Raw genomic sequence first — 25,285 nt, 5'->3', positions numbered from 1 at the left:
TTGTTTACTCCTTAAATGGTTATTTGAAAGCGAACAGAATACACCACCCTGTACTATAAAGCAACGGCTTTACTCGCACACTAAAAGCAAAATGCCACGCCAGCAGCTTATAATATTTCTCAAAATGTCATTTGAGCGATAGATTAATTTGGGCTCAATCAATCTTGGTTTAACTTACGGACACACAATCATTTTCGACAATAAGCATACTCAAATGGCAAAATCGTTTTTGCCTAGTAAAAGTAATAAAAGTTTTCAAAAAACAAAATTTTAATTTTTCCTTTACAGAAATTTTCTTAAGTGAAAATGCATTGGGGATTGTTTCTCATAATATTGTCTTACGACAATTTTGTTTTCTTAGAAGGCTTTCTTAAAGAATCTCTGCAAATTAGTTCTGCTTCCAATAAAACCTTACTGTTATTACGATCTGCCTGATTATTCATTTGCGCAATCAGCAACTCAATACCTTTACGAGCGATGTCTACAATAGGCTGATTAATGGCGGTAATAGAAGGCATATACAATTTAAAAATCGCATGATCATCAAAAGACAACACACCTACCCTATCAGGGATTTTCCATTTCAGCGCCTGCAAGGCTCTCAATCCATCGATAGTAAGATAGTTTGTTGCAAAAAAGATAGCATCAATCTCAGGATGTTGTTCCAAAAAACTTTTTATACCTTTCTCATAAGCGTTTTCCATTGTGGAAAAAGGAAGCTTTAATACATACTTTGGCATACAACCCGTATGCTTTTTTATACATTGTCGAAATGCCTCTAAACGTTCCTGCATTTGTACTTGATCAAGCGCTGTTACAACAAAAGCAATATTTTTATACTCACGTGAAATCAGTAAGTCTACTCCCTGTGCAATAGCTTTTTTATTATCCACCAGCACATAAGGGATATTCGCATCAGGGAAATAACGGTCAAGCAATACAACGGGTTTTTTGATTTTTTTTAGCTTGAGTATTTCATCCCGCATTCCAATAGACGGTGTCACAATAAACCCATCTACTTGCTTATGCAACACCCTAATTAATTCTACGCCTTTTTTATCCTCATTCTCCGTACTACAATATACAACTCTGTAGCCATCTTTATAAGCAATATCCTCTACTGCTTTAGCCAGAAGCGAGAAGAACACATTGGATATGTCTTCTACAATGAGGCCAATCACATGCGTTTTACCGGTACGCAAACTGGCCGCGGAACGGTTGGGAACATAGCCTGTTTCGGCAATAATTTTTCTAATTTTGGCGGCAAGCTCATCGCTAATGCGCATTTCCTTCTCTTTTCCATTGATCACGAATGATACTGTTGAAGGCACAACTCCTGCCAGCTTGGCGATATCTTTAATCGATAGTTGCTTCACTGCGTATTGTTTTGAATGGGTAATTTGAAACTAATATCGGCAAAGTATTTTTTACTTTTTAATAATATTGTATCCGTTTAAGGGCATTTATTATTCCCACACCTTCAACTCAGGTCTCAAGCTTGACTCAGGGTAACTACAGGTGGAATCAGGGAATACCGCTACATTATACGAAGATATTGTATGTGCACTAAAATGTCCCAAAGCACCACCCTTAATATTACTTAAAGGGTTGGCAGGAGATGCGGTTTGAGGTGCCCCCAAAGCACTTTGGTTTAAACTATTCCAGAAAAGATAATTGGAGTAATCGATAGACTGCATAACCACGTATACCTGATCACACTTATACAAAGTATACTCGTCATTAAACACCAGCAAATCATACTTCACACGACGACCGTTAATTAAAGTATCGTTAGTCACAAATACAGTAGCTTCCGGCTCTCCATTTACATATTGAATAAATCGATAAGCATTACCACTTTGGGGCGGATCGGTAAACTCTACAGTAGCAAACTTTCTGGTCTTACCTAAAAAAGGCCGCTCGGTAATATAAAGAGTATCGATATTCACCTTTCGCGGCATGGTGGATGCAGCGGTATATATTTTGCCATCCAATTCTACCCTAAGAGAGTAGGTATTGCCTGACTTACCGGTAAGATTGGCTCTATAAAGGCCTCTTTCAACTTCCTCCAACCGCACAGGAGATTTATCATTTTCGGCGACGGTTACAATAGCACCTGAAACTCCTGTTTCGAAATTCGTATCGTTGAACCCAACAGTAGTATAAATCAATACACGGCAAGAGTTTTCGCTATCGGTAATATAACCATTAATGACATACTGAGGCGCTGCATCTTTTATGGGTACTGTAATCACCTTCTCACAGGAAATCAAAAACAGACAGGATACCACACTGAATATGTTTCTCAAATACCTCATTTATTTAAGCTTAAAGTTGTAAGAGATTGAAGGAACAAATTTAAACAACGAAGTTTTAACGGCTTCTGTTTTGGTAGGATCATCCTCATTCTGCCTAAAAGTGATCATATACGGATTTTCTCTCCCATAAGCATTATACAAGCTAAATGCAAGTTCTGATCTAAACTTCTTTTTATCTTTCAACACCCAAGTTGCGCCCAAATCCAATCTATGATAATTGGGCATACGATCGGCATTGCGTTTGGTATAATAAAACACCACCTGGTTATCGATAATATATTTCCCACTGGGATAAGTCACAGCATCTCCGGTATAAAATATCCAATTGGCGGCAAGATTCCAGCGCCTATTTAGTTGATGATTTACAACAAGAGCTATGTCATGCGTTCTATCCTGACGCGCATTGTACCATGCACCATCATTTATTCCGTTTATTTTACGCTCCGTTTTAGAAAGCGTATAACTTATCCAACCCGTTGTTTTACCAGTTTTCTTCTTTAAAAATAGTTCCCAACCATAAGCACGTCCGATACCAAATAGCAGTTGCGTCTCAATGGCATCATTGGTAAACACTTCTGCACCGTCACGATAATCAATCTGATTATACATTTTTTTATAGTACACCTCTGTAGTAAACTCATAACGATTGCCGGCAAAATTTTTATACCAACCCAGAGATACCAGATCTGCAATTTCGGGTTTCACAATATTCGTACTGGCGATCCATTTATCCGTAGGTGCACTGGTAGTAGAATTAGCTATTAGGTGCAGGTTTTGAACATTACGCACATAAGATGCCTTTATAGACGTTGTTGGATTTAATATAAAACTCACGGCCAGTCTCGGTTCCAGATTGATGTAATTTTTTACAAGCTGACCTTTTTTATAAGTGAGCGTATCGGTAATATTACCATCACCATCTATTTCATAAAAATCACCGGGACCCAGTACCGCAAATGAAGACAAACGCAATCCATAAGTCACATTTAGCCAAGGTAGCATTCTCCATGTATCGGTTGCAAAGATGGCATTCTCCCATGCATACCTCTTTTGCAGATAAAAGTCATTATAGCTGGTTTCGCCCGATGAAGTTACTTCGCCCGGCTTTATGGTATGATAGATAGAATTCAATCCAAAGCGCAAAGTGTGCTTCCCCGATGTATACCATTGAAACTCGTGCTTAAGATTAATATCTCGTATCTCTGAGAAGATGCTTAAATCGTTACTACTGTTATTAATCCGTATATTATAATCAAAATCGCTAAAAATAAGCGACGTATTAGAAAATAACTTGCTATTAAAAATATGATTCCACCTGAGCGTACCGGTTATATTTCCCCAATCCATGCCGAACTGTTGTCCCAACTTCAAATGATCGCGTCCCATATAGCCCGATAAATAAATATTATCCCTTTCACTCAGTTTATAATTGATCTTGGCATTATAATCATAAAAATATAGACGATTATCCCTTATGCTGGTATCACTGCTGAGCGGAATGAATAAATCGGCATAAGTTCGGCGTCCTGAAAGAAGAAAAGAGGAACGCCCTTTCTGAATGGGCCCTTCAGCATTTAATTTAGCAGAAATAAGTCCAATACCACCGCTAAGTTCAAAATCTTGATTATTGCCTTCATTCATTTTTACATCCAGTACCGACGACAGTCTACCGCCATACTGTGCTGGCATACCACCTTTGTATACGGTGATATCTTTAATAGCATCGGAGTTGAACGTTGAAAAAAATCCCAATAAATGAGAAGCATTATACACCTGAGCTTCATCCAGCAAAATCAGATTTTGATCAGAGCCACCCCCTCGCACATAGAAACCACTATTCCCATCTCCCGCCTGCTTAATACCGGGAAGCAATTGAATAGCCTTGAGTATGTCTCGCTCACCCAGCAGCATGGGAATTGTCTTAATTTCATTAGTGCTGAGACGCTCCACTCCCATTTGTGTCCCAGAAATCGTACGTCCCCGGGTATTAGCTGTAACACTTACCGTCTCTAAATTCTTGATTTCATCAGGGAGTTCTATATTCCTAACAATATTGGATTGTAGGGTAATTTTTTCAATTACAGTTTCGTATCCAATGGCAGAATATTCTATTTCATACTCCCCATCCTTTAGAGTGATAGAGTAAAATCCGTACTCATTACTGCTCACCCCCTCATCACTGTTGAGTACTTTTACACTAGCATTAATAAGCGTTTCCCCCGTCCGTGCCGAACGAACAGTGCCGCTCAAGGTATGATATGCCTGTCCATACCCAGAAAGGAATAAAGTTAAACTTAGAAAAAAAAGAATCGTTCGTTTCATTACTTAAAGCACGGGAAGATACATATAAACCCCATAAAGACTACTCTTGAGCCTACTTTTTAATAATACTTTTAAGATATAAAGGAAAATTCCCAGTGCCTAACAAAGACTGCACCAGGTGCCAATTGATGAATACCTTCTTTATTCGTAATCTGTTGATCGGCATTTACACTATCGGCGATACCGCACCAAGGCTCAATACATACAAAATCTGCATTTTTTGCCGCCCAGATTCCTAAATAAGGAAAGTCGTCAAAGCTAATTTCAAAACCTTTATTGTTCTTAATGGATACGAGCTTAACTTTTTTACTTTGAAGATGCTTGAAGACGATGGCATCTTTATAAAAAAGCTCCTTTCGCAATTGAATGACATTATTATTATAGAAAAAAGGGATATCGCTACTTTCCAATAGACCATCATAATTAATGGGCCACCGCCCCGTATTTTCTACCACTTCGAACTCAAGTTTGTAATCGCTATACGCATCTCCTTCGAAAAGCGGCACTTTGAATGCCGGATGCGCTCCAATGGAAAAATACATATCTTCTTCCCCAATATTTACTACCCGATAAGTAACCCTCAGTTTGTCTTCGATAAGTGTATACTCAATGCATAATTTAAAAAGAAAAGGATAGTTCTTTAATGTTTCTTCATCACTTTGCAAAAGAAAACTCAAACTATTATCCGTTGCATTATGAAGCTCAAATACGCAGTCTCTCGCAAAACCATGTCGCCCTAGCTGGTAGGCTCTATTCTTGTAATAATAAGTACCACCTTTTAAAGATCCCACAATAGGGAACAACACAGGAGAATGTTTTCCCCAGAAGGCAGCATCGCCCGACCACATATATTCTTGTCCGGTTTTTACGTCCTGTATACTTTGCAGTTCAGCACCTTTATCAGCCACTGCAATTCTTATATACTCGTTCTCTAATGTATGCATATGCTTTATTATTATACTATCTTAAAGTTAAATCACCATTCATTCTTAAAAGCAATCTTCTTTTACAAAAGTAATTGCATTGTCTGTAATAGAACAAAAGCTATTAGAGGTTAATAGCCTGAGCTGAAGTGTATGCTATTACCCCTAACCATTCAAAAACAGATATACAAATAACACAGCCACCTCATCATGACGTATCCGATGAGCACTGTTAGTTATATGATCACATATGGCTAATTAAACAAGGCTTCGGTGAATTGGCTATCCCCATCTACTTCCATTACAACAGAACCGTCATCCTTGGGAACGAATGTTATGACGCTTAGGGTATGTTTGGTTATATTAAACCGCATCAGACGCATGGTACCATTACCGCCATTTCTATCCTTGGTACCGCTGTAGGGAGGATTCTGACGCGACTGGTAATCGGCAAGATAGGCTTTAATAACATTACCATTATAAGTTTCTTTTCTAAAAGACTCTCCGGCTATGTGTCCACCCAACATCAAAAAAACGTTGTTATGGTGCTTGGCCATATCGTAAATCACCTTGCCTTGTTTGGTAAACTGTCCGGGGTTATCATTGGATCCCTGCCCCGGAGTAGTGGCACTGGTCTCATTTTTTCCTCTCCCCATAGTGCTATGCGAGACCAAAATAGCTTTACGATCACGGTTAGCACTCAGCACACTATCGGCCCAACGCATTACAATACGCTCATAACTTTCGCTATAATGAGTGGTGCCCGGCTGATTGTAAGCGAAGTACATTACAAGAAACTTCAACCCATTCGACTCGAAAATATCAAAGTGATCGTCATTGCTGTTATTATTGCCTAGGCTACTCCCATACCAATGCTTACCGATAAAATGATCTTTACCAAAGTATTTGTTATAATAGGTTTGGTCATCTCCCTTTGCAGGATTGCCATTAGGCGTCTGATCATGATTACCCACAGCTACACCATAAGGGATATTATGTGCTTCGAGTTTATACAACTCCGTTTTTGCCCGCTCCCACTCTTCCTGAGTATTTTTATCCGTTACATCTCCTAAATGAATCACGTAGGCAATTTTTTCTTTATCCTTATTTTTAATAATCCAGTTAATCTGATTTTGGAACATTTTCATAGTACCTCCATATCGCATAGCAGTATAGTATTGGGTATCGGGCAATACAGCAATAGAAAAAAATTGATCTTTTTTATCAATCCCGTAATCCGAAATGAGAGAAGGGCTTTTACAGCTAAAAAGTAGAATTAGAAGGAATAGCCTGAAGATTCTTTTATTCATAATGCAACGTGTTTTAAACTAAATGGCCTTTAAGCCGAAGATTAAGAATTATAGTTACATAATTAAAGGGTCAACATTTCCATAGCTCTTTTAAATACTCTTGCAATACTATGGCATTATTAAAGCGCACATCTTTAGCAGCAAATAATAAGGTAAGTACTTCCCCTCCCTGAGATTTCAATACAAATTCTCTCAAAGCAGGATTTGCTGCCAACTCTTCTCTATATCTGCTGCGGAACTCTTCCCATTTTGAAACATCATGACCATACCACTTCCGCAATTCGGAAGATGGGGCCAGCTCCTTTGCCCAATAATCAATAGATACGGCATTTTTACTAATCCCCCTTGGCCAAAGTCTGTCTACCAGTACTCTGACACCATCGTCCCGATGTACAGGCTCATATATTCTTTTGGTGAGAATACGTTTCAATACGTTCTCTGTTTTTTATGACAACCGGTATATTACAAGCAATCCGGAGTTATTTTGTATCAATATTGGGCAAATAAGTTACTGAACCTTAATCACAAATTAAAAAATTATGAGGAATAAAACAAAAGCCGCCAGCAATGCTGACGGCTTTACAGTATACGATGATTGATATTAAGTTTACTCTTCTACATACATCTCAACCGGCTCACAGGTACAAATCAGGTTCCGATCACCGAGCGTATTGTTCACACGAGCTACAGAAGGCCAAAATTTATTCAGCTTTACATAGGGCAATGGAAATGCCGCCTGCTGTCTGCTATATGCGTGCGTCCACGCATCGGCCGTTACCGCATATTGTGTGTGGGGTGCGTTTTTAAGCAGATTGTCTTTGACATCGGCCTTACCTTCCTCAATATCGCGAATTTCCTGACGAATATTGATAAGCGCATCGCAAAAACGGTCCATCTCTGCCTTGTCTTCACTTTCTGTAGGCTCAATCATAATAGTACCCGGCACTGGAAAACTCATGGTAGGTGCATGGAAGCCGTAGTCCATTAATCTTTTCGCCACATCTTCGGCTTCTATTTGTGCCGTCTTTTTAAACGGCCTCAGATCTACGATAAACTCGTGAGCACAAAGTCCGTTATTATTAGTGTAGAGAATATCGTAATGCTTAGCCAGTCTCGCACGCATATAGTTTGCATTCAGAATGGCATATTGTGTAGCCTTTTTCAATCCCTCAGCCCCGAGCATGCGGATATAAGCATAAGAGATTAATAAAATAGAAGCAGAACCATAGGGAGCTGCAGATACAGCACCGTTACTATGACCAGACATAGTCACATGGCCCGGTAAATATTGAGCTAAATGTGCCTTCACACAAATGGGACCTACCCCCGGTCCACCGCCGCCATGAGGGATGGCAAAAGTTTTATGTAGATTGAGGTGGCATACATCTGCACCAATCAATCCTGGAGCAGTCAATCCCACTTGCGCGTTCATATTTGCCCCGTCCATATATACCTGACCACCATAATCGTGTATAATTTGGGTAATTTCCTTTACTGATTCCTCATATACGCCGTAGGTACTGGGATAAGTAATCATAATACCGGCCAACTGATCGGCATACTGATTAGCCTTCACTTTCAAATCCTCCACATCAATATATCCGTTTTCCAGCGCTTTTACCACCACAACTTTCATCCCAGCCATTACAGCAGAAGCAGGATTAGTTCCATGTGCCGAAATCGGAATCAGCATTACATTTCTTTGCGGATTACCCTGTGCTTCATGATAAGCTTTAATGGTAAGTAGCCCTGCATATTCTCCCTGAGCGCCGCTATTGGGTTGAAGACTGCAGGCATCAAAACCCGTTATTTCGCACAGATACTGACTCAACGTATCAATCAGCTCTTTATAACCTCCCGCCTGCTCTACTGGTGCAAATGGATGGATATTGGACCAGTGATTCCAGCTTAGGGGAATCATCTCGGTAGCTGCATTCAATTTCATAGTACAACTACCTAAAGATATCATGGAAGTATTTAGCGATAAATCTTTATTTTCCAGATACTTAATATATCTAAGCATCTGACTTTCGCTATGATAAGAATTAAATACCGGATGTGTGAGATAGGCCGAAGTACGGGTGAGTTTTTCGGGGATGCGATAGAGTCCATCGTCTTCAGCAATCTCAAAAGCGATGGTTTCGCTTTCGTTCTCAAAGCAGCTGATGATATCGAACAAGTCTTCGATAATAGTAGTTTCATCAATGGAAATACCCACCCAATGCTTGTCAAAATATCTGAAATTAATTTTCTTTTCTTCTGCCCGACTTTTAATCACTGATGCATCATCTACCTTCACCACGATGGTATCGAAGAAAGATTGTGCTACTAAAGTATAGCCTCTTGCCTCAATTTCCGAAGCTACAGTTTGTGCAAATATCGCTATGCGCTCAGCAATTTGTTTCAACCCTTTAGGACCATGATATACGGCGTACATAGCAGCCATATTGGCCAGTAGTGCTTGTGCCGTACAGATATTGGAAGTAGCTTTTTCTCTTTTGATATGTTGCTCGCGGGTTTGCAATGCCATACGCAGGGCACGCTTACCCTCGGCATCCACACTTACGCCGATAATACGTCCTGGCAGAAGCCGCTTAAAATCATCTTTGGCCGACATAAATGCGGCATGAGGGCCACCAAAGCCTAGCGGTACACCAAATCGTTGTGCAGAACCCACCGCCACATCTGCTCCCAACTCACCGGGAGGTGTCAGCAATGTCAGCGCTAGTAAATCGGTAGCCATTACCACGTACGCATCCGCTTCATGTACCTTACCGATAAAACTGCGGTAATCCTCAATACTACCAATATTATTAGGATATTGTACCAAAGCCCCAAAATAGGTTGCATCAATAACGGCTTCGGCATAATCGCCTTCTACCACCTCGATACCAAAAGGTTTAGCCCGAGTATAAACAACATCTTTGGTTTGCGGAAAAGTTTCCTTATCCAAGAAAAATTTAGGCTTGGTGATATGTTCTTGCCTGTTTTTAGCATTGAAAAACATCAGCATCGCCTCAGCTGCTGCAGTTGCCTCATCTAATAGAGAGGCGTTGGCGAGCGGAAGTCCGGTAAGGTCGCTGACCATTGTTTGAAAGTTCAGCAAACTTTCCAAACGCCCTTGCGAGATCTCTGCCTGATAAGGCGTATACTGAGTATACCAGCCGGGGTTTTCAAAAACATTTCTCAAAATCACCGAGGGCGTAATGGCTCCGTAATACCCCTGACCGATGTAATTACGAAAGATTTTGTTTTTCAAGGATACCTCTTTAATATGCCTCAAAAACTCGTGCTCACTCATGGCTCGGGGGATGTTCAAGGGCTCGGACATTCTGATACCTTCGGGTACGGTTTGATTGATTAGTTGCTCCAGGTTATCAAAGCCGATCTCTTGTAGCATCTTAAGTGTTTCTCTTTCATTCGGCCCGATATGTCTTGTAGCAAATTCCCTGGATTGGAGCTCGAAAAAATTCATAGTAATATTGAGATTAAATTTTTTGGATGCGCAAAGGTAAATGTTTATTTGAAGCGAGAAATGCACTATTTATCCCTCTGTTCAAATTACAGGCATTTAGCATTGTTTATTATGTGGCCCTAAATGTGCAAGAGCTACACACCATAATAGATTCTAATGGTATAAATCTCAGAGGTGCAAAGTATTATAATGCCTCATCATTTCCATCCTTGCATCCTATACGAGTAAATATTTTTCGACTGGGATAAATGTTGTTTGTAATTTTACAACATATGAGTATCGCGAGAGAACAACTGCTGATTCTACTTTCCACTCCGTTGTATATCATCGTTATTGGCCTTGAGATCCTGCTCAGTCATTTGCGTAAGCAGGACACCTATTCGCTCAAAGATACCTTACAGAACCTGTATCTGATGGCCCTTAACAGCGGTATTGACTTGTTATTTCGTACTATTTATATTGGAGTTATACTCACATTTTTCTACGAACATCGCCTAGTTGAGCCGATAGCTAATCCCATCCTTTATTGGGTAATATTATTGCTTTTTGAAGACTTCATGTATTACTGGCTACACCGTGTGGACCATTATTGTAGATTATTTTGGGCCACCCATTTTACTCATCACTCTTCCTCCAAATTCAATCTTACCGTAGGATTTCGTTCCTCGGTACTAGAACCGCTTTACCGCTTCATTTATTTTATTCCGATAGCATGGCTGGGGTTTCAGCCTATCGATATTGTATTTATATATTCCGCCACCCAAATTTGGGGCATTTTGGTACATACGGAGAAGATCAACAAAATGGGTGTTCTAGAACATATTCTAGTAACCCCCTCCCACCACCGCGTACATCATGGATCCAACCCGAAGTATTTGGATAAAAACATGGGGATGTTTCTCATCATATGGGATAAACTGTTCGGTACTTTTCAGGAAGAACTGCCGGCAGAAAAGTATCAACCGATCCAATATGGCCTTACCAAACCTATGGAAAAGGAAGACCCCGTAAACCTAGTATTGTACGAATGGAAAAATATTTACAAAGACGTCACTCAAAAAAATCTGACCTTTAAACAACGATTAGGTTATATCTTCGGCCCTCCCGGATGGAGCCACGATGGTAGTAGGCAAACCAGCGAGGAATTACGGCTACAAGAAGAGGCGCAACTTAAGCAACATCAACATGAGTAAAGACATCTTACATAATTGGGAGAAAAAATCGAAAGAACATCGTAAAACTTATCAGCAGTTTCTAAAACGAGCTAACAAAAATGAAGTTCTTAAACGATTGCCCCTCCTGCATGAGGAAGCTTTTGATAATGTGGATTGCCTTAGCTGTGCCCATTGCTGTAAAAATTATTCTCCCCGTTTTAAGACGCCTGATATTAAGCGCATCTCTAAGCACCTAGGGTTAAAAGAAAGCGTATTTATAGACACCTACTTACGCGTGGACGAGGACGGTGATTTTGTAGTAAAGGCTTCCCCCTGCCCTTTCCTGAATGCAGATAACACTTGCTATATTTACGAAGAGCGACCATCAGATTGTGCCCGCTTCCCGTATACGGATGAAGATGTACTGCTGAAACGTCAGACCATCACACTTAAGAATAGCGAATTTTGCCCTATCACCTATTATGTGCTGGAAAAACTCCTTCAACAGTAGCAGTCTCAATCGCGCAGGTTTAAAATTTAACACAGGAAAGTTACCTTTGCCTCCACTTAAATCATTATGGCACAAAAAGTTTTAGTAATCAAATTGGGTTCGGCAGTCATTACCAAAACGAATGGCGATATCAATAAACGCGTAATTCAAAAGATTGTTTCGGATATCAGCAGACTTAGCAAAAGCTACAAAATCGTATTGGTAAGTAGTGGGGCGGTTAGCAGTGGTAAAAAATACATTGAAAACTATAAGGGAACTTTGCTACAACGCAAAGTGGCCGCAGCCATCGGCAACCCCATTCTCATCGAAATTTATCGCAATTATTTCAAAAAATTTGGTCTAACGGTAGCCCAAGCCCTCTGCGAACGCGGACATTTCAGCGACCGTAAACAATTTCTGCAATTGCGAGATACTTTCAAAACTTTCTGGGCGCATAATGTGATTCCTGTTGTCAATGAAAATGACGTGATCAGTGATCTCGAACTGAAGTTTTCGGATAATGATGAGCTAGCTACCCTGCTTGCCATTGCATTTGATGCGGAAACACTGGTACTTTGTACTTCGGTAGGTGGATTCCTCGACACCAATAAGCAAATTATCAAAGAAGTGAAATCCATCGATACCACCGTTATGTCGCTGGTGAAAAAAGAAGAAAAATCGGAATTCGGACTGGGTGGTATGCTATCCAAACTTACCTTCACTCGTCTGGCAACCAATCTGGGCATTCATGTAGTAATGTGTGGCCTTCAGTCCGACACTCCTATTGTAGATGCCCTAGGCAGAAAAAACGGCACTTGGTTTCATGCCAAAAAATCTACCCTCAAAAACCGTCAGAAATGGCTAGCCAGCGGTTCTATCACTTTAGGCAATATAAAAGTGGATAAGGGTGCGGCGAAAGCTATCCTAGAACGGAAAAGTCTGCTTACCGTAGGTATCGTCGCTATTGAAGGAAGTTTTGCACAAGGAGAAGTGGTGCAGCTAATGACTGAGGACGGCATTATCATCGGCGTAGCCAAAACAAAAATGAGTAGTGCGGACATGAAAAAGTATATAAAAGTGAAGAATACGGTAGCAGCTCATGCCAATGATATAGTTTTGATATAATTTCGGGATCTATAGTTAATAACAATAAGAGAAAAACTTAAACATTATGTCAATCCAAAAAGCGCTTATCAATGCTAATAAAGCAAAGACCGCTTTACAAAATTTATCGGAAACGCAGTTAAAAAAATTACTGTATGCTATTTCAGATGCCATTATAGCAAATGAAGCAGCCATACTAAAAGCCAATGCTAAAGACCTGGCAGCTAAAGACCCCGATGATCCTAAGAATGATAGGCTGATGTTAAATCCTCAGCGTTTGAAAAATATTGCGGCAGCTATTAAAAACATTGCAAAGTTGCCGGATCCTTCCAATCAAACATTACTGAAGAAAACATTACCCAACGGACTAAAACTAAAGAAGATTTCAGTGCCACTGGGGGTGGTGGGTGCCATATACGAAAGCCGTCCCAATGTGACTTACGATATTGCTGCACTGTGCCTACGCAGCCGTAACGCCTGCGTACTTAAAGGAAGTAGCGATGCCCAGCATACCAATAAAGTTTCGGTAAATCTGATTCATAAAGTATTAAAGGAATTTGGTCTAAATACAGCCACCGTAACATTGTTGCCTCCTGAGAGAGAGGTGGTACAGGAAATGTTTACTGCTACCCGTTATCTGGACGTACTGATTCCGCGCGGATCGGAAGGGCTCATCAACTTTGTAAGACAAAATAGTCTGGTACCGGTTATAGAAACCGGGGCCGGCGTATGCCATATTTATGTGGAAAAAGAGGCAGATTTAAAGAAAGCGGTAAACATTGTTGTCAATGCCAAAGTAAGCCGTCCGTCTGTATGTAATGCCGTAGATGCTATATTGGTAGATAAAGCCATCGCACCTGAGTTTCTCAGTCAGGTGGCACCTAAACTGGGAGAATATCAGGTGGAGATTTTTGCAGATGCGAGCGCTTACAAAATTCTGAAGGGCTATCCACATCTGCAGAAAGCAAAAGCCGAAGACTTTGGGCGAGAGTTTCTCTCATTGAAATGTGCCGTGAAGGTTGTTTCTGGAATGGATGAAGCCCTCGATCATATTGCCACATATTCCACCCGTCATTCGGAAGCCATTGTTTCTAAAAATAAAAAAGCTTGTGAGCGGTTTGTGAAAGAGGTAGATGCGGCGGCTGTATATACCAATGCTTCTACCCGATTTACCGACGGAGAAGAATTTGGCCTGGGAGCAGAAATCGGTATTTCTACCCAAAAACTACATGCGCGCGGCCCTTTTGCGCTCGAAAAGCTTGTTACCGAAAAATGGGTGCTGGAAGGTAACGGTCAGATTAGGTAACTTTAAACTATTGATAAATAACTGAAACAATCTGGCGGCGTTGTTTCGGACAAATAGGTATCAACACTTGTTGAGATATTTCAAAACCCTATTAATTAATTATTCATTAATTTAGCCGCTTCATAAAACAACTCGTATTATGCCAGATGTTCAGAACAGGCAATTTCTTGATTTTGAAAAACCAATAAAAGATCTTTTGGATGAAATTGCTCTCACTGCTGAACGCCAGGAAAAGACCAATATCGACCTGAGTTCCCAGATTGAGCAGCTTCAACAAAAGGTAGAAGAAACCCGCAGAACGATTACTCAAAACCTCAGCGACTGGCAACGCGTACAACTGAGCCGTCATCCCGATCGCCCTTATACTCATAAGTATATTGAGCTGATGACAGAAAATTATGTTGAATTATACGGTGATCGTAATATAAAAGACGATAAAGCTATAGTAGGTGGCCTTGCTTCACTAGAAGGCCAGACCGTAATGATTATCGGCCACCAAAAAGGCACCAATACCAAAAAACGTCAGCTTCGCAATTTCGGGATGGCCAACCCCGAAGGATATCGCAAGGCATTACGCTTAATGAAGCTGGCCGAAAAGTTCAACAAGCCTATTATCACCCTGATTGATACTCCCGGTGCCTACCCTGGCCTAGAAGCCGAGGAGCGCGGGCAGGGTGAAGCTATTGCGCGCAACATTTACGAAATGATGCGTCTGAAAGTGCCGGTAATTTGTATTATCATCGGTGAAGGAGCCAGTGGAGGCGCATTGGGTATAGGCGTGGGTGATAGAGTATATATGATGGAAAACACATGGTATACCGTAATCTCACCCGAAAACTGTAGCACCATCCTGTGGCGCAGCTGGGATTATAAAGTGCAGGCTGCCGAGCAGCTAAAACTTACTTCCAGTAAAATGAAGGAGTTTGGACTAATTGATGGTATCATTCCCGAGCCGCCCGGTGGCGCACACTGGGATTACAAGCAAGCTGCAGATAATGTCAAAAAACAAATTCTGCAAGCCTTGGCAGAACTAAAAAATATGGATGCTGAACAACGCGTACAAGCCCGCATCGATAAGTTCTGCAAAATGGGTGTCTGGGAAGAACTATAATGCATAATTCAACTTCAGCATTATTACATATACATTGATTAGGGTATCAGCAACTGCTGTTACCTTCATTTTACATATTAACTTAGCTGTATTACAATCGGCATCATCCTATTGCAGAAAGTAAAGTATAACGATTCGAATCACGCATCAAACGATATATTAAAAATGTCTATACAACAAAAACTAACAGGTACAGGAGTTGCGATTGTAACTCCATTTACGGCATCCGGCGATTTCGACTGGCCTGCACTGGAAAATCTGATTAATTTCTGGATTGATAATAAAATTGAGTATCTGGTAGTAGCCGGTACCACGGGCGAAAGCGCTACACTTACCAGAGAAGAAGAGCAGATATTATTTGACTTTGTTAAAGAAAAAGCTGCCGGCCGCATCGGACTGGTAGCAGGTATCGGCGGTAATGATACCAAAGAAACCGTACATGCACTTTCTACCATGAAACTGGACGGCTACGATGCCATTTTATCCGTTTCACCTTACTATAACAAACCCAGACAGGAAGGTATTTATCAGCATTATAAAGCGGTAAATGATGCCGCACCCCTACCAGTAATCATGTACAATGTTCCCGGTAGAACCGGCATGAATGTAACTGCCGAAACAACCCTCCGCATTGCACACGATTGCAAAAATATTATCGCCACTAAAGAAGCCTCCGGCAATTTCGATCAGATTAATCAAATCATCAAGCATAAACCGGCAGACTTTATGGTCATCAGTGGTGATGACGGTATCACATTACCCATGATCGCACTGGGCGCTAAAGGCGTTATCTCGGTTGTGGCGAATGCTTATCCTAAAGAATTCTCTGAGATGGTACGCCTCTGCCTGGCCGGAAAATTTGCTGATGCTTTACCCATACATTTGAAATACATAGAAATTATCAACTCTATGTTCAGTGAAGGCAGCCCATCAGGTGTAAAACAATATCTCAAAGAAATGGGATTATGTAGTACGAATTGCAGATTGCCAGTGGTACCCGTTAGTGAAAAGCATGCAGCTTATATCAGAGAACTCATGACGGCAGCGCAATAAAGATATCAAGCATAAAAGAAAAGGGATCAGCTTTGCTGATCCCTTTTCTTCAATACGCATTTCATGATAAAAGGCCGCTTGCGCGGCCGAATGTATGAAGAACGGATATCTCTATCGTTTGGGAAGCATTTTAATATCCGGTTTTGCCTTACTTCTCATCGCTCCTGCAAAGGAGGCATAAGGATCGTTATCCACCCAATAAGCCAGCGCATTATCGGCTTCACGTTGGGTACGAATATTCGTTTCCAGAACATCTACCCGAGCGTAGAAATTACCCTTTGGTACATAGATACTCTTCTTACCCACTGAGAAATTACCAATCAGGCGCTCACCCAATATAGGTAAATACTCGTCCTCATTTAATGTAGTTACAATAGCATAGCGTCCGTCATATTCAAACTTCACAATAAAAACATAAGGATAGTCGTCGTAGAAATAATCTACATAAGCAACCTCTTTATTTTTGTCTATCGGAGGGTCGTAATATCTTCTTTTGGTACAGCCCGACAACACCACTACTCCTAATATCACCACCACCACATATGTTAATACCTTTTTCATTTTTATATATTTAATAGGTTAAAAAATATTGTGTTCCTTCTACAACATAGATAGTCTGCCGATTCAAATGGTTTGTAGGGCTTTGTTAAAAAATAGCTAATGTATTTTGAAGCATTTATACCAGCCAATAAAGAGAATACCTATTTTTACAATTAAACATACCCGGATGAAATTATTGCTTACAACCATAATGTGCAGCATTGGCACCATCTTCTTTATGAATACATATGCTCAAAAACTGTTAATCGGCACCTACACTCACAACAAACTTAGCAAGGGTATCTACATCTATGCTTTTGATACAACAACCGGAAAAGCCTCACCTGTTAGTCATGTCAATACCAATAATCCTTCTTTTCTTGTTGCCGACAAAAACAATGCTTTTGTTTATTGTGTGAATGAAGAAAACAAAAACGGAACAGTTAGTGCTTTTTCCTATAACCCTGGCAATAATAGCTTGACATTTGTAAACAGTGAAGACAGCAACGGCAGCGATCCCTGCTACATTAGTTTAGACCGAACAGGCAAATGGCTTTTTGTAGGTAATTATAGTAGCGGCAGCCTTACTGTGTATCCGATTCTGTCGGATGGTAGGATTGGCCCTCGTCATCAATTTATACAACACAAAGGAAGCAGTATCAATAAAAGTAGACAAGAAAACGCGCATGTACACTGCACTTACATAAGCGAAGACAATAAAACCTTATTTGTTCCCGATTTGGGATTAGATAAAGTAATAGTATATCCCTTCAATGCACAAACAGGTTTCTTAGATACAAAGAACCAGTCGGTCATTTCAGTAAAACCAGGAGGAGGTCCGCGCCATATTATTTTCACTCGGAAAGGTACGTTTGGCTATCTCATCGAAGAATTATCCGGCAGTGTAGATGTAATACAAAAGCGTAAGGATGGCTATACAATTATTCAAACTGTTAACCATCTTCCTGCTGAACAGGATGGTGCGGGAGCGGATATTCATCTTTCCCCTGACGAACGATTTTTATATGTATCACAACGAAGCAATAGCACCATCCAGATTTTTAGTGTAGATCCTCAAAATGGAAAGCTCAGCTTTATAGGTGAACAAGCAACCTTGGGAGATTTTCCCCGCAACTTTACCATTCATCCATCAGGAAAATTTCTGCTGGCCGCTAATCAGAAATCCAACGACATTACCATCTTCAGAATAGACTCAAATACGGGTCTATTACAAGATACAGGAGCGCGCATTGAGGTAGGTGCTCCCGTATGTTTACAATGGATTGATGGGCATTAGTACCATCTATACAATTTTCAACGTTGCATAAAATCATGGATATCGACAAGCGCACCTTATTCATCAAGCAAATCAGCAAGCAGTTAGGCTTTGATTATTGCGGCATTGCTCAGGCGACTCCGCTTCCTGAGGAGGCTCGCAAGCTCGAAGCTTGGTTGAATAAAGGCATGCATGGCCAGATGCGCTATATGGAAAACCACTTTGATCTCCGCGTGGATCCTACCAAGCTCGTACCAGGAGCCAAGTCTGTAATTACATTATTGTATAATTATTATCCTGCACAAAAGCAAAAACCCGATGTACCACAAATAGCAAAATACGCATACGGTAACGATTACCATGAGGTCATCCGTGAAAAACTAAATGGGTTGCTCGCTCAGATAAGAGAAAAAATAGGTACAGTTAACGGCAGAGGATTTGTAGATTCTGCTCCTGTATTGGAGCGCGCGTGGGCCGTGAAAAGTGGATTGGGTTGGGTAGGTAAAAACGGCAACCTAATTCATAAACAAAGCGGTTCTTTCTTCTTTATTGCGACGCTTATAACTGATTTGGAACTTCAGGCCGACGCTCCGTTTGCTAAAGATTATTGCGGAACCTGCACCCGATGTATTGACGCATGCCCCACTAATGCGATTCTGCCCGACAAGGTCATCGATGCAAGCAGATGCATCTCTTATTTCACTATTGAATTAAAGGAAATGTTGTTTCCTGACGAAATGCAAGGCAAGTTCGACAACTGGTTATTTGGTTGTGATGTATGTCAGGATGTATGCCCTTGGAACCGATTCAGTAAGCCGCATAACGAACCAGCATTTAATCCTATTCCTGAAATACTCAACCTTTCTTCAAGCGAATGGGAAGCCATGACTGAAGAACAATTTAGAAGAATCTTCAAGTATTCTCCATTGAAACGGGCTAAATACAAAGGAATTCTTCGCAACTTAAAATTCATTAGTACGGATAAACCCACAGCGCCCCTTTAATACTCCTTAGGATGCTGGGGAACTTTTTACAGATTTTTCAGATTCTCTAGGCTTTTCTTCATCATATCGCCGTAAGCTTTATCGAGCATGAGACTGGAAAATTTTTCCCATGGATACCATTTCAACTGCACTTCAATATATCCCTGCAATACTAAAGAATCACTTTTGAAGGAGGGATCAATACGCCAACCCATAATTACCGGCTTAGCGCCCTTACTCATAGAAGCCTCTACAGCATTGCTATCGGAACTAAGGATCTCCAATCGTATGTCGTTCACCCTGGCCTTGATCACCCTACCCTGTTCCACGTGAGGTTCTTCCAGCTGCGCTCGCTCCAAACCCGGATACCAGCTTTTCCATTGCGATAAATCGCGAACGGGATACAGCACACTGTCTTTTTCAGGAGCAATATTCGTCATGCGCAGTATGCGTAATTGCGACGGAATAAAAAAGGACACAATACAAGCCATGATAAAAAATACCACTGCGCTTCCTATCAATAATTTCAAATATTTCATAAAGCTCTAAAATAAATCACTCCAAGTTTACCCCTATTCGCTACTCCCATTTCATCACCTTAATCACAATAGCGTACACTATAATAATCCAGATTCCCAATATGCCAATCTCCCTCCAACAATCGTATAAATGCAGGCCTTCAAAAGATATTTTACGCAATGCATTATTAAACGGCGTCAAAGGCAGGAGCTGACATATATGCTGCAACCATTGCGGGAATACGCTTATAGGGAAAAACACCCCCGATAACAAAATTTGAGGAAATCCAAACATGTTGATCAGTAAAGGAATGCTGCTATCGCTTTTGGCAATACTACTAAATATCAGGCCCACTCCCATCAACAGGAAAAGCATATAAAGAGTCATCAATAGCATCTCAATAAAGGTGAGAGCACCATTAATAAGTGTAAATTTCAAAAAGAAATGGCCAAAAAGAATCAGCACTATCACATTAATCAGCTGAAAGAACAAGCGACTGGTTCCAATACCTATCAGAATATTAATTTTTTTAACCGGAGATGCATAAAAGCGTTTTAGCACCAACTGTTCTCGCAGATTAAAAAATACAAAAGCAATCCCGAACATCGTTGCAAAAAGAATCGAAAAGCCTATTTGCCCCGGTAGAATAAAATCAATTTGTCGATACTTTTTACCGGGAACAATTTCAGGAACAAATGCATATTCTCGCTGAAGTTTGTGCGCATCGTTCAGTTCTATTTGTAATGCTTGATAGTCCAACGCCTGCATCAACGCATACACATTACCTCCGGCCGCTTCACTCGACAATAGGTGTACTTTATAAAAAACGGCTGAATCTGTATGTTGTACTTTTTGAATATCTATTATTGCCGAAAGCTGTCCTTTTTGCAAATCAGCAAACTGCCGCGCCGTATCGGAGTAAGGAACAATTTCTATAAGCGAATTATGGCGAATGCTATCATAGAGTACATTACTTGTATCGCTTGTATTGCTTATCGCAACCCTGAAGGGATCAGCCGGCCGTTCGCTAAATGCACCGAAAACCAAAATAAAGGCAATCGGAAACAAAAAACTGAAAAATATCGACGAGGGCTGACTAAAAATCGCTTTAAAACTTGCTTTTGTAATCGCCCACAATGCCCTAGTCTGACTATATGCCATGAATCATGTTTCTTTTAAATGATCAATCCTACCCCTCTGTTAATGGATAATAAAATCAAATGGAAGTCTGGTTTGAGGGCCGCTTGCCATTGCTCTTATTTTATCCAGCTGTTGCAGCACTTCATAATATTCACTACCCACTTGTTCCTTTATAAGTCGAGCTTGGCTGGCTTGTACCTTATTTAGTCCCAAAAGACGCTCTACAAACGAACTAGTCTTAGGATACTCCCTTATCTGATACTCGCTCAGCTTTGCTTTGGCCGCAGCCGCTTCAATAGCCCTCTGCAATCCTCCATATGCATCCACCAATCCCACTTCTTTGGCTTTAAGACCTGTCCATATACGCCCCTGTGCAATAGTTTCTATATAGGCAGTATCTTTATTGCGTCCATCCGCTACACGTTGTTTAAAATCGGCATATATTTTTTCAATATGCGTTTGAAAGAGTTTGCGCTCCTGCTCCGTCATCGGCCGATTGAGCGTACCTGCATTCGCCAGCGGACCTGTAGCTACGCCATCGAATGTTACACCCAGCTTGTTTTTAAAGAAGCTCGATAAATCAGGCACCACTCCGAAAACACCAATGGAGCCTGTAATAGTACTTTTAGAAGCGAAAATGCTATCTGCAGCCACTGAAATGTAGTATCCTCCTGATGCTGCCACATCCCCCATGCTTACAATCACAGGTTTCTCCTTTTTGGCTAACGCCATTTCGCGCCAAATATTTTCACTGGCCAGTGCACTACCACCACCCGAGTTGACACGGAGCACAATAGCTTTAACGGCTTTGTCATAACGCGCTTTCCGCAACAGTTCGATGTAAGGTTCACTACCAATATTATCCTCCTGTCCTTTTCCATCTACAATATTACCGGTAGCATAAATCAATGCAATGCGATCGCCTTTCCCTTTATCATCTCCCACTGCCGTCGCATATTTGTCTACAGATACGAGGCTGATTTTTGCGTTTTCATCAATTCCTAAACGCTTTTTAATCTCACCCCTTACTTCATCATCATATTTAACGCCGTCAATCAGTTTATGGGTTACGGCATCTTCCGCTGTAAGAATAGCCCCACTATTTGCCAGCTGATACAATGTTGTAGTATCGATCTTTCGGGTAGCAGAGGTTTTATACAGAAAATCACTGTAAATATCATGCAGCCAAACAGAAGTCTGCAGTCTGTTTTCCTCGGTCATCTTATCTACACGGAACGGTTCGGTAGCACTCTTAAATTTACCGGCATAAAAAATTTGCGGTTTAATTTCCAACTTATCCAGTGTTCCTTTCAAGAACATATAGTTAACACTAAAGCCCACCCACTCAAACACTCCTTTCGGACTCACATACACCTTATCGGCAATGTTGGCTATATCATACGCTTTCTGCGTCATATTATCGCCGTAAGCAATAATAAACTTTCCGGAATTTTTGAAATCGAGCAACGCATTACGGATTTCATCGCTGGTAGCAAAACCATTTGCGTTGTTGTTAGCGATAAGCAATATGCCGCTAATATTTTTATCGGTTTTCGCTTTTTTAATCAGTCTAATAAGATCAAAGAATGAAGGCGTTTCTTCCAAAACATCCGCGTTCACAACCGACTGCCAGTTTTTCACGGGCCTTTCTTCATATTTTTTACTCAAATCGATAGTCAGTACGGTTTTATCGGCTATAACCGTAGCCTGCTTCGACATTAAACCTCCTGCAATGCCAGCCAGAAATACAAATATCAGTATACAACACACCACCAAAGCCAGTAATGTAGCACAAAAGATTTTCAGAAATGATTTCATATGATGAAGTTGTTTTTAGTATTCCATAATCGCTGGGGCAACTATAAAGCCCCTATCACGCTATGTACTTTTATGGATATTTTTAGCCCCTTGACGCTATATGCGCCAAAATTAAAGATATTTGATCTGGTTTTATGGAAAATAAAGTAAACGTTGTCTATCTGATTATCGGTACCAATCTAGGTAATAAAGCAGCCAATCTAGCTACTGCTAAAGAGAAAATCAAACAAAAGATCGGGAGCATTGAGCAATCTTCATCAGTATATGAAACAGAACCTTGGGGCCTTAGCGAGCAACCTAGGTTCTATAATCAGGTATTACGGATACATACTCCTTTAAATGCAATCGATACACTAGCGCGCATTCATGAAATTGAAGAAGAAATGGGTCGTGTCCGCCAAGAGAAATACGGTGCGCGCATTATAGACATCGACATCCTCTTTTTCAACGAAGAAGTGATTCATAGCCCCACTCTCATCGTGCCTCATCCACGTATTTCCGAAAGAAATTTCGTGCTTGTACCGTTAGAAGAGATTGCCGGATCCTTTATGCATCCCGTATTAAATCGGTCGGTCACTACCCTACTTCAACAATGTACGGATGTGCTCACCGTTAAAAAAACGGATATCCCCATTACACAATAATCCGAGTCCAAAAAAAATTGAAGCCACGAGGGCTTCAATAAAATAGGTCTTTATAACTTTTCAACGTAATTAAGAATACATTTCTTCGCGCAGTGCTTTTACTCTTTCATCCTCTAGGTATTCATCAAATGTAGTGAGACGGTCGATGATACCCTTAGGCGTTAGCTCTATCACACGATTGGCCACGGTTTGCATGAAAGTATGGTCGTGGCTGGTCAGCAGCACAATACCGTTGTAAACAGTACATTGTTCGTTAAAGCTCTGAATGCTTTCCAAATCCAAGTGGTTGGTAGGTTGGTCCAAAATAATCACATTCGGGTTTTGCAACATCATTTTGCTAATCATACAACGCACTTTCTCACCTCCACTCAGCACGCTGGTTTTCTTCAATACATCCTCACCACTAAAAAGCATTTTACCTAAGAAACCGCGTAAGAATGGCTCATCCACATCTGTTACATGCGAAGGCACAAACTGACGTAACCAGTCCATCAGGTTTAAGTCGCTGTTAAAATATTTGCTATTTTCAATAGGCAAATAAGCCGAAATAACAGTAGTGCCCCACTCAAAAGTACCCGCATCGGGTTTAGCTTCGTTATTAATAATTTCGAAAAATTGTGTGACAGCCAGCGGGTCTTTGGAAATAAAAGCGATTTTATCCCCCTTGTTCACACTGAAAGTAACGTTATCAAACAGCACACGGTCCTCGGTAGAAGCTTTTAACTTCTCTACGTTCAGTATCTGATTACCCACTTCACGAAGAGGTTGGAATATGATCCCAGGATACTTTCGATAGCTGGGTTCAATTTCCTCAATGGTAAGCTTTTCCAGAGCTTTCTTACGCGCCGTAGCTTGTCGGCTCTTGGACGCATTGGCACTGAAGCGGGCAATAAAATCGAGTAAAGCTTGACGCTTCTCTTCGATCTTCTTGTTTTTATCTGCCAATTGACGCGCCATCAGTTGCGAGCTTTCGTACCAGAAGGTATAGTTTCCGGTGAATATTTTAATCTTCTGACGGTCTACGTCTACAATATGCGTACAAACAGCATCTAGGAAGTGACGGTCGTGGCTCACTACCAGTACGATATTCTCATAATCAGCTAGAAAATTCTCCAGCCATCCAATGGTTTCAATATCCAGACCATTGGTAGGCTCGTCCAATAACAGGATATCCGGATTGCCAAACAAAGCCTGAGCCAACAGTACCCTTACTTTCATATTAGACGGAATGTCCTTCATCAGCATCTGGTGCATGTCGTTGGTCACGCCCAATCCGTTCAAAAATGCGGCAGCATCACTTTCACTTTCGTATCCTCCCATTTCGCCGTATTCGGCTTCCAGTTCAGAGGCTCTCATGTAATCTTCATCGGTAGCATCCGGATTAGCGTAGATGGCGTCCCGCTCACGGGCGATATCCCACATTTGCTTATGGCCCATCAGTACGGTGTTCAACACAGTCTCTTCGTCAAATTCAAAATGGTTTTGTTTCAACACCGCCATACGCTCGCCCGGTGTAATAGTCACAGTACCTTTATTGGGCTCAATTTCTCCACTCAGTATTTTTAAAAAAGTAGATTTACCTGCCCCATTCGCACCAATTACACCGTAGCAATTGCCTTTGGTAAAGTTCAGATTAACATCTTCGAACAATACACGCTTACCGTAAGCTAGTTTAAGATCTTTAACACTTATCATTACTGCCGTTTTTTAAGGGTGCAAAGGTAACCCAAACTGCCAAGCTATAAAAGTTTTAAGCCAAGAAAGCAGTAAATCCTCAAAAAATACGTCTAATATGTTCG

21 protein-coding genes are annotated in these 25,285 nt (G+C 40.9%); 9 read left to right on the top strand and 12 right to left on the bottom strand.

What is annotated here, in order from left to right:
* Positions 1–338 precede the first annotated feature (338 nt).
* The 7 genes from PIECOFPK_RS08775 to gcvP all read right to left on the bottom strand — a co-directional run bounded on the left by PIECOFPK_RS08775 (position 339) and on the right by gcvP (position 10,348).
* Positions 339–1,376: a LacI family DNA-binding transcriptional regulator gene (locus PIECOFPK_RS08775; protein ID WP_409965631.1), complete on the bottom strand. Its 1,038-nt coding sequence runs from the start codon at positions 1,374–1,376 to the stop codon at positions 339–341.
* Between the two features lie 90 nt (positions 1,377–1,466).
* Complete coding sequence (locus tag PIECOFPK_RS08770; RefSeq protein ID WP_409965630.1) at positions 1,467–2,309, bottom strand: DUF4249 domain-containing protein; 843 nt, start codon at positions 2,307–2,309, stop codon at positions 1,467–1,469.
* A gap of 9 nt (positions 2,310–2,318) precedes the next feature.
* Complete coding sequence (locus PIECOFPK_RS08765; protein WP_409965629.1) at positions 2,319–4,640, bottom strand: TonB-dependent receptor; 2,322 nt, start codon at positions 4,638–4,640, stop codon at positions 2,319–2,321.
* Between the two features lie 71 nt (positions 4,641–4,711).
* Positions 4,712–5,584 (bottom strand): aldose 1-epimerase family protein, encoded by an 873-nt coding sequence (locus tag PIECOFPK_RS08760; RefSeq protein WP_330975510.1) that lies wholly within the window; start codon positions 5,582–5,584, stop codon positions 4,712–4,714.
* 233 nt (positions 5,585–5,817) lie between these two features.
* Positions 5,818–6,873, bottom strand: coding sequence for a metallophosphoesterase (locus tag PIECOFPK_RS08755; RefSeq protein ID WP_409965628.1), 1,056 nt, complete (start codon positions 6,871–6,873; stop codon positions 5,818–5,820).
* 70 nt (positions 6,874–6,943) lie between these two features.
* Positions 6,944–7,303, bottom strand: coding sequence for a DUF488 domain-containing protein (locus PIECOFPK_RS08750; protein ID WP_409965627.1), 360 nt, complete (start codon positions 7,301–7,303; stop codon positions 6,944–6,946).
* 177 nt (positions 7,304–7,480) lie between these two features.
* Positions 7,481–10,348: an aminomethyl-transferring glycine dehydrogenase gene (gene gcvP, locus PIECOFPK_RS08745; protein WP_409965626.1), complete on the bottom strand. Its 2,868-nt coding sequence runs from the start codon at positions 10,346–10,348 to the stop codon at positions 7,481–7,483.
* 272 nt (positions 10,349–10,620) lie between these two features.
* On the opposite strand from gcvP, the gene PIECOFPK_RS08740 reads away from it, so the two are divergent.
* The 6 genes from PIECOFPK_RS08740 (at position 10,621) to dapA (ending at position 16,566) form a co-directional block, all read left to right on the top strand.
* Positions 10,621–11,541, top strand: coding sequence for a sterol desaturase family protein (locus PIECOFPK_RS08740; RefSeq protein WP_330975514.1), 921 nt, complete (start codon positions 10,621–10,623; stop codon positions 11,539–11,541).
* On the top strand, positions 11,534–12,013 hold the full coding sequence (locus tag PIECOFPK_RS08735) for a YkgJ family cysteine cluster protein (protein ID WP_409965625.1): 480 nt from the start codon (positions 11,534–11,536) through the stop codon (positions 12,011–12,013). The genes PIECOFPK_RS08740 and PIECOFPK_RS08735 overlap by 8 nt, the downstream gene beginning before the upstream one ends.
* 66 nt (positions 12,014–12,079) lie before the next feature.
* Complete coding sequence (gene proB, locus PIECOFPK_RS08730; RefSeq protein WP_330975516.1) at positions 12,080–13,117, top strand: glutamate 5-kinase; 1,038 nt, start codon at positions 12,080–12,082, stop codon at positions 13,115–13,117.
* A 46-nt stretch (positions 13,118–13,163) separates the two neighbouring features.
* The gene (locus PIECOFPK_RS08725; protein ID WP_330975517.1) at positions 13,164–14,402 is read left to right on the top strand and encodes a glutamate-5-semialdehyde dehydrogenase; all 1,239 of its coding nucleotides are present in this window, start codon (positions 13,164–13,166) and stop codon (positions 14,400–14,402) included.
* 139 nt (positions 14,403–14,541) lie between these two features.
* On the top strand, positions 14,542–15,513 hold the full coding sequence (locus tag PIECOFPK_RS08720) for an acetyl-CoA carboxylase carboxyltransferase subunit alpha (protein WP_330975518.1): 972 nt from the start codon (positions 14,542–14,544) through the stop codon (positions 15,511–15,513).
* A gap of 165 nt (positions 15,514–15,678) precedes the next feature.
* Positions 15,679–16,566 carry a 4-hydroxy-tetrahydrodipicolinate synthase gene (gene dapA / locus PIECOFPK_RS08715; protein WP_330975519.1) on the top strand — a complete coding sequence of 296 codons (888 nt, stop codon included), beginning with the start codon at positions 15,679–15,681 and terminating at the stop codon, positions 16,564–16,566.
* A gap of 111 nt (positions 16,567–16,677) precedes the next feature.
* On the opposite strand, the gene PIECOFPK_RS08710 is transcribed toward dapA, so the two are convergent.
* Complete coding sequence (locus PIECOFPK_RS08710) at positions 16,678–17,127, bottom strand: hypothetical protein (protein ID WP_330975520.1); 450 nt, start codon at positions 17,125–17,127, stop codon at positions 16,678–16,680.
* Between the two features lie 166 nt (positions 17,128–17,293).
* On the opposite strand from PIECOFPK_RS08710, the gene PIECOFPK_RS08705 reads away from it, so the two are divergent.
* Together PIECOFPK_RS08705 and queG are read left to right on the top strand one after the other, a co-directional pair.
* On the top strand, positions 17,294–18,403 hold the full coding sequence (locus tag PIECOFPK_RS08705; RefSeq protein WP_330975521.1) for a lactonase family protein: 1,110 nt from the start codon (positions 17,294–17,296) through the stop codon (positions 18,401–18,403).
* A 35-nt stretch (positions 18,404–18,438) separates the two neighbouring features.
* Positions 18,439–19,386: a tRNA epoxyqueuosine(34) reductase QueG gene (queG, locus tag PIECOFPK_RS08700; protein WP_330975522.1), complete on the top strand. Its 948-nt coding sequence runs from the start codon at positions 18,439–18,441 to the stop codon at positions 19,384–19,386.
* Positions 19,387–19,412: 26 nt separating this feature from the next.
* On the opposite strand, the gene PIECOFPK_RS08695 is transcribed toward queG, so the two are convergent.
* Genes PIECOFPK_RS08695 through sppA form a run of 3 tightly spaced genes read right to left on the bottom strand, consistent with a single transcriptional unit; the run spans position 19,413 to position 22,842 of the window.
* A complete protein-coding gene (locus PIECOFPK_RS08695; RefSeq protein ID WP_330975523.1) occupies positions 19,413–19,904 on the bottom strand; it encodes a hypothetical protein in 492 nt (163 codons plus the stop codon).
* Positions 19,905–19,944: 40 nt separating this feature from the next.
* Positions 19,945–21,045, bottom strand: a complete 1,101-nt coding sequence (locus PIECOFPK_RS08690; RefSeq protein ID WP_330975524.1) for an ABC transporter permease — start codon at positions 21,043–21,045, stop codon at positions 19,945–19,947.
* A gap of 39 nt (positions 21,046–21,084) precedes the next feature.
* Positions 21,085–22,842 carry a signal peptide peptidase SppA gene (sppA, locus tag PIECOFPK_RS08685; RefSeq protein ID WP_409965624.1) on the bottom strand — a complete coding sequence of 586 codons (1,758 nt, stop codon included), beginning with the start codon at positions 22,840–22,842 and terminating at the stop codon, positions 21,085–21,087.
* Positions 22,843–22,976: 134 nt separating this feature from the next.
* Between sppA and folK the strand changes: the two genes are divergently transcribed.
* Positions 22,977–23,486 (top strand): 2-amino-4-hydroxy-6-hydroxymethyldihydropteridine diphosphokinase, encoded by a 510-nt coding sequence (gene folK, locus PIECOFPK_RS08680; RefSeq protein WP_330975526.1) that lies wholly within the window; start codon positions 22,977–22,979, stop codon positions 23,484–23,486.
* A gap of 69 nt (positions 23,487–23,555) precedes the next feature.
* Here the strand turns inward: folK and PIECOFPK_RS08675 are convergent, their stop codons facing one another.
* The gene (locus PIECOFPK_RS08675) at positions 23,556–25,181 is read right to left on the bottom strand and encodes an ABC-F family ATP-binding cassette domain-containing protein (protein ID WP_409965623.1); all 1,626 of its coding nucleotides are present in this window, start codon (positions 25,179–25,181) and stop codon (positions 23,556–23,558) included.
* Positions 25,182–25,285: the final 104 nt, after the last annotated feature.

The organism is Chitinophagaceae bacterium C216, from assembly GCA_028485475.2.
In the GTDB taxonomy this organism is placed as follows: Bacteria; Bacteroidota; Bacteroidia; order Chitinophagales; family Chitinophagaceae; genus Niabella; species Niabella composti.
Note: the sequence above shows the minus strand (reverse complement) of the source record. Positions and strands in the feature narration are given on the sequence as shown.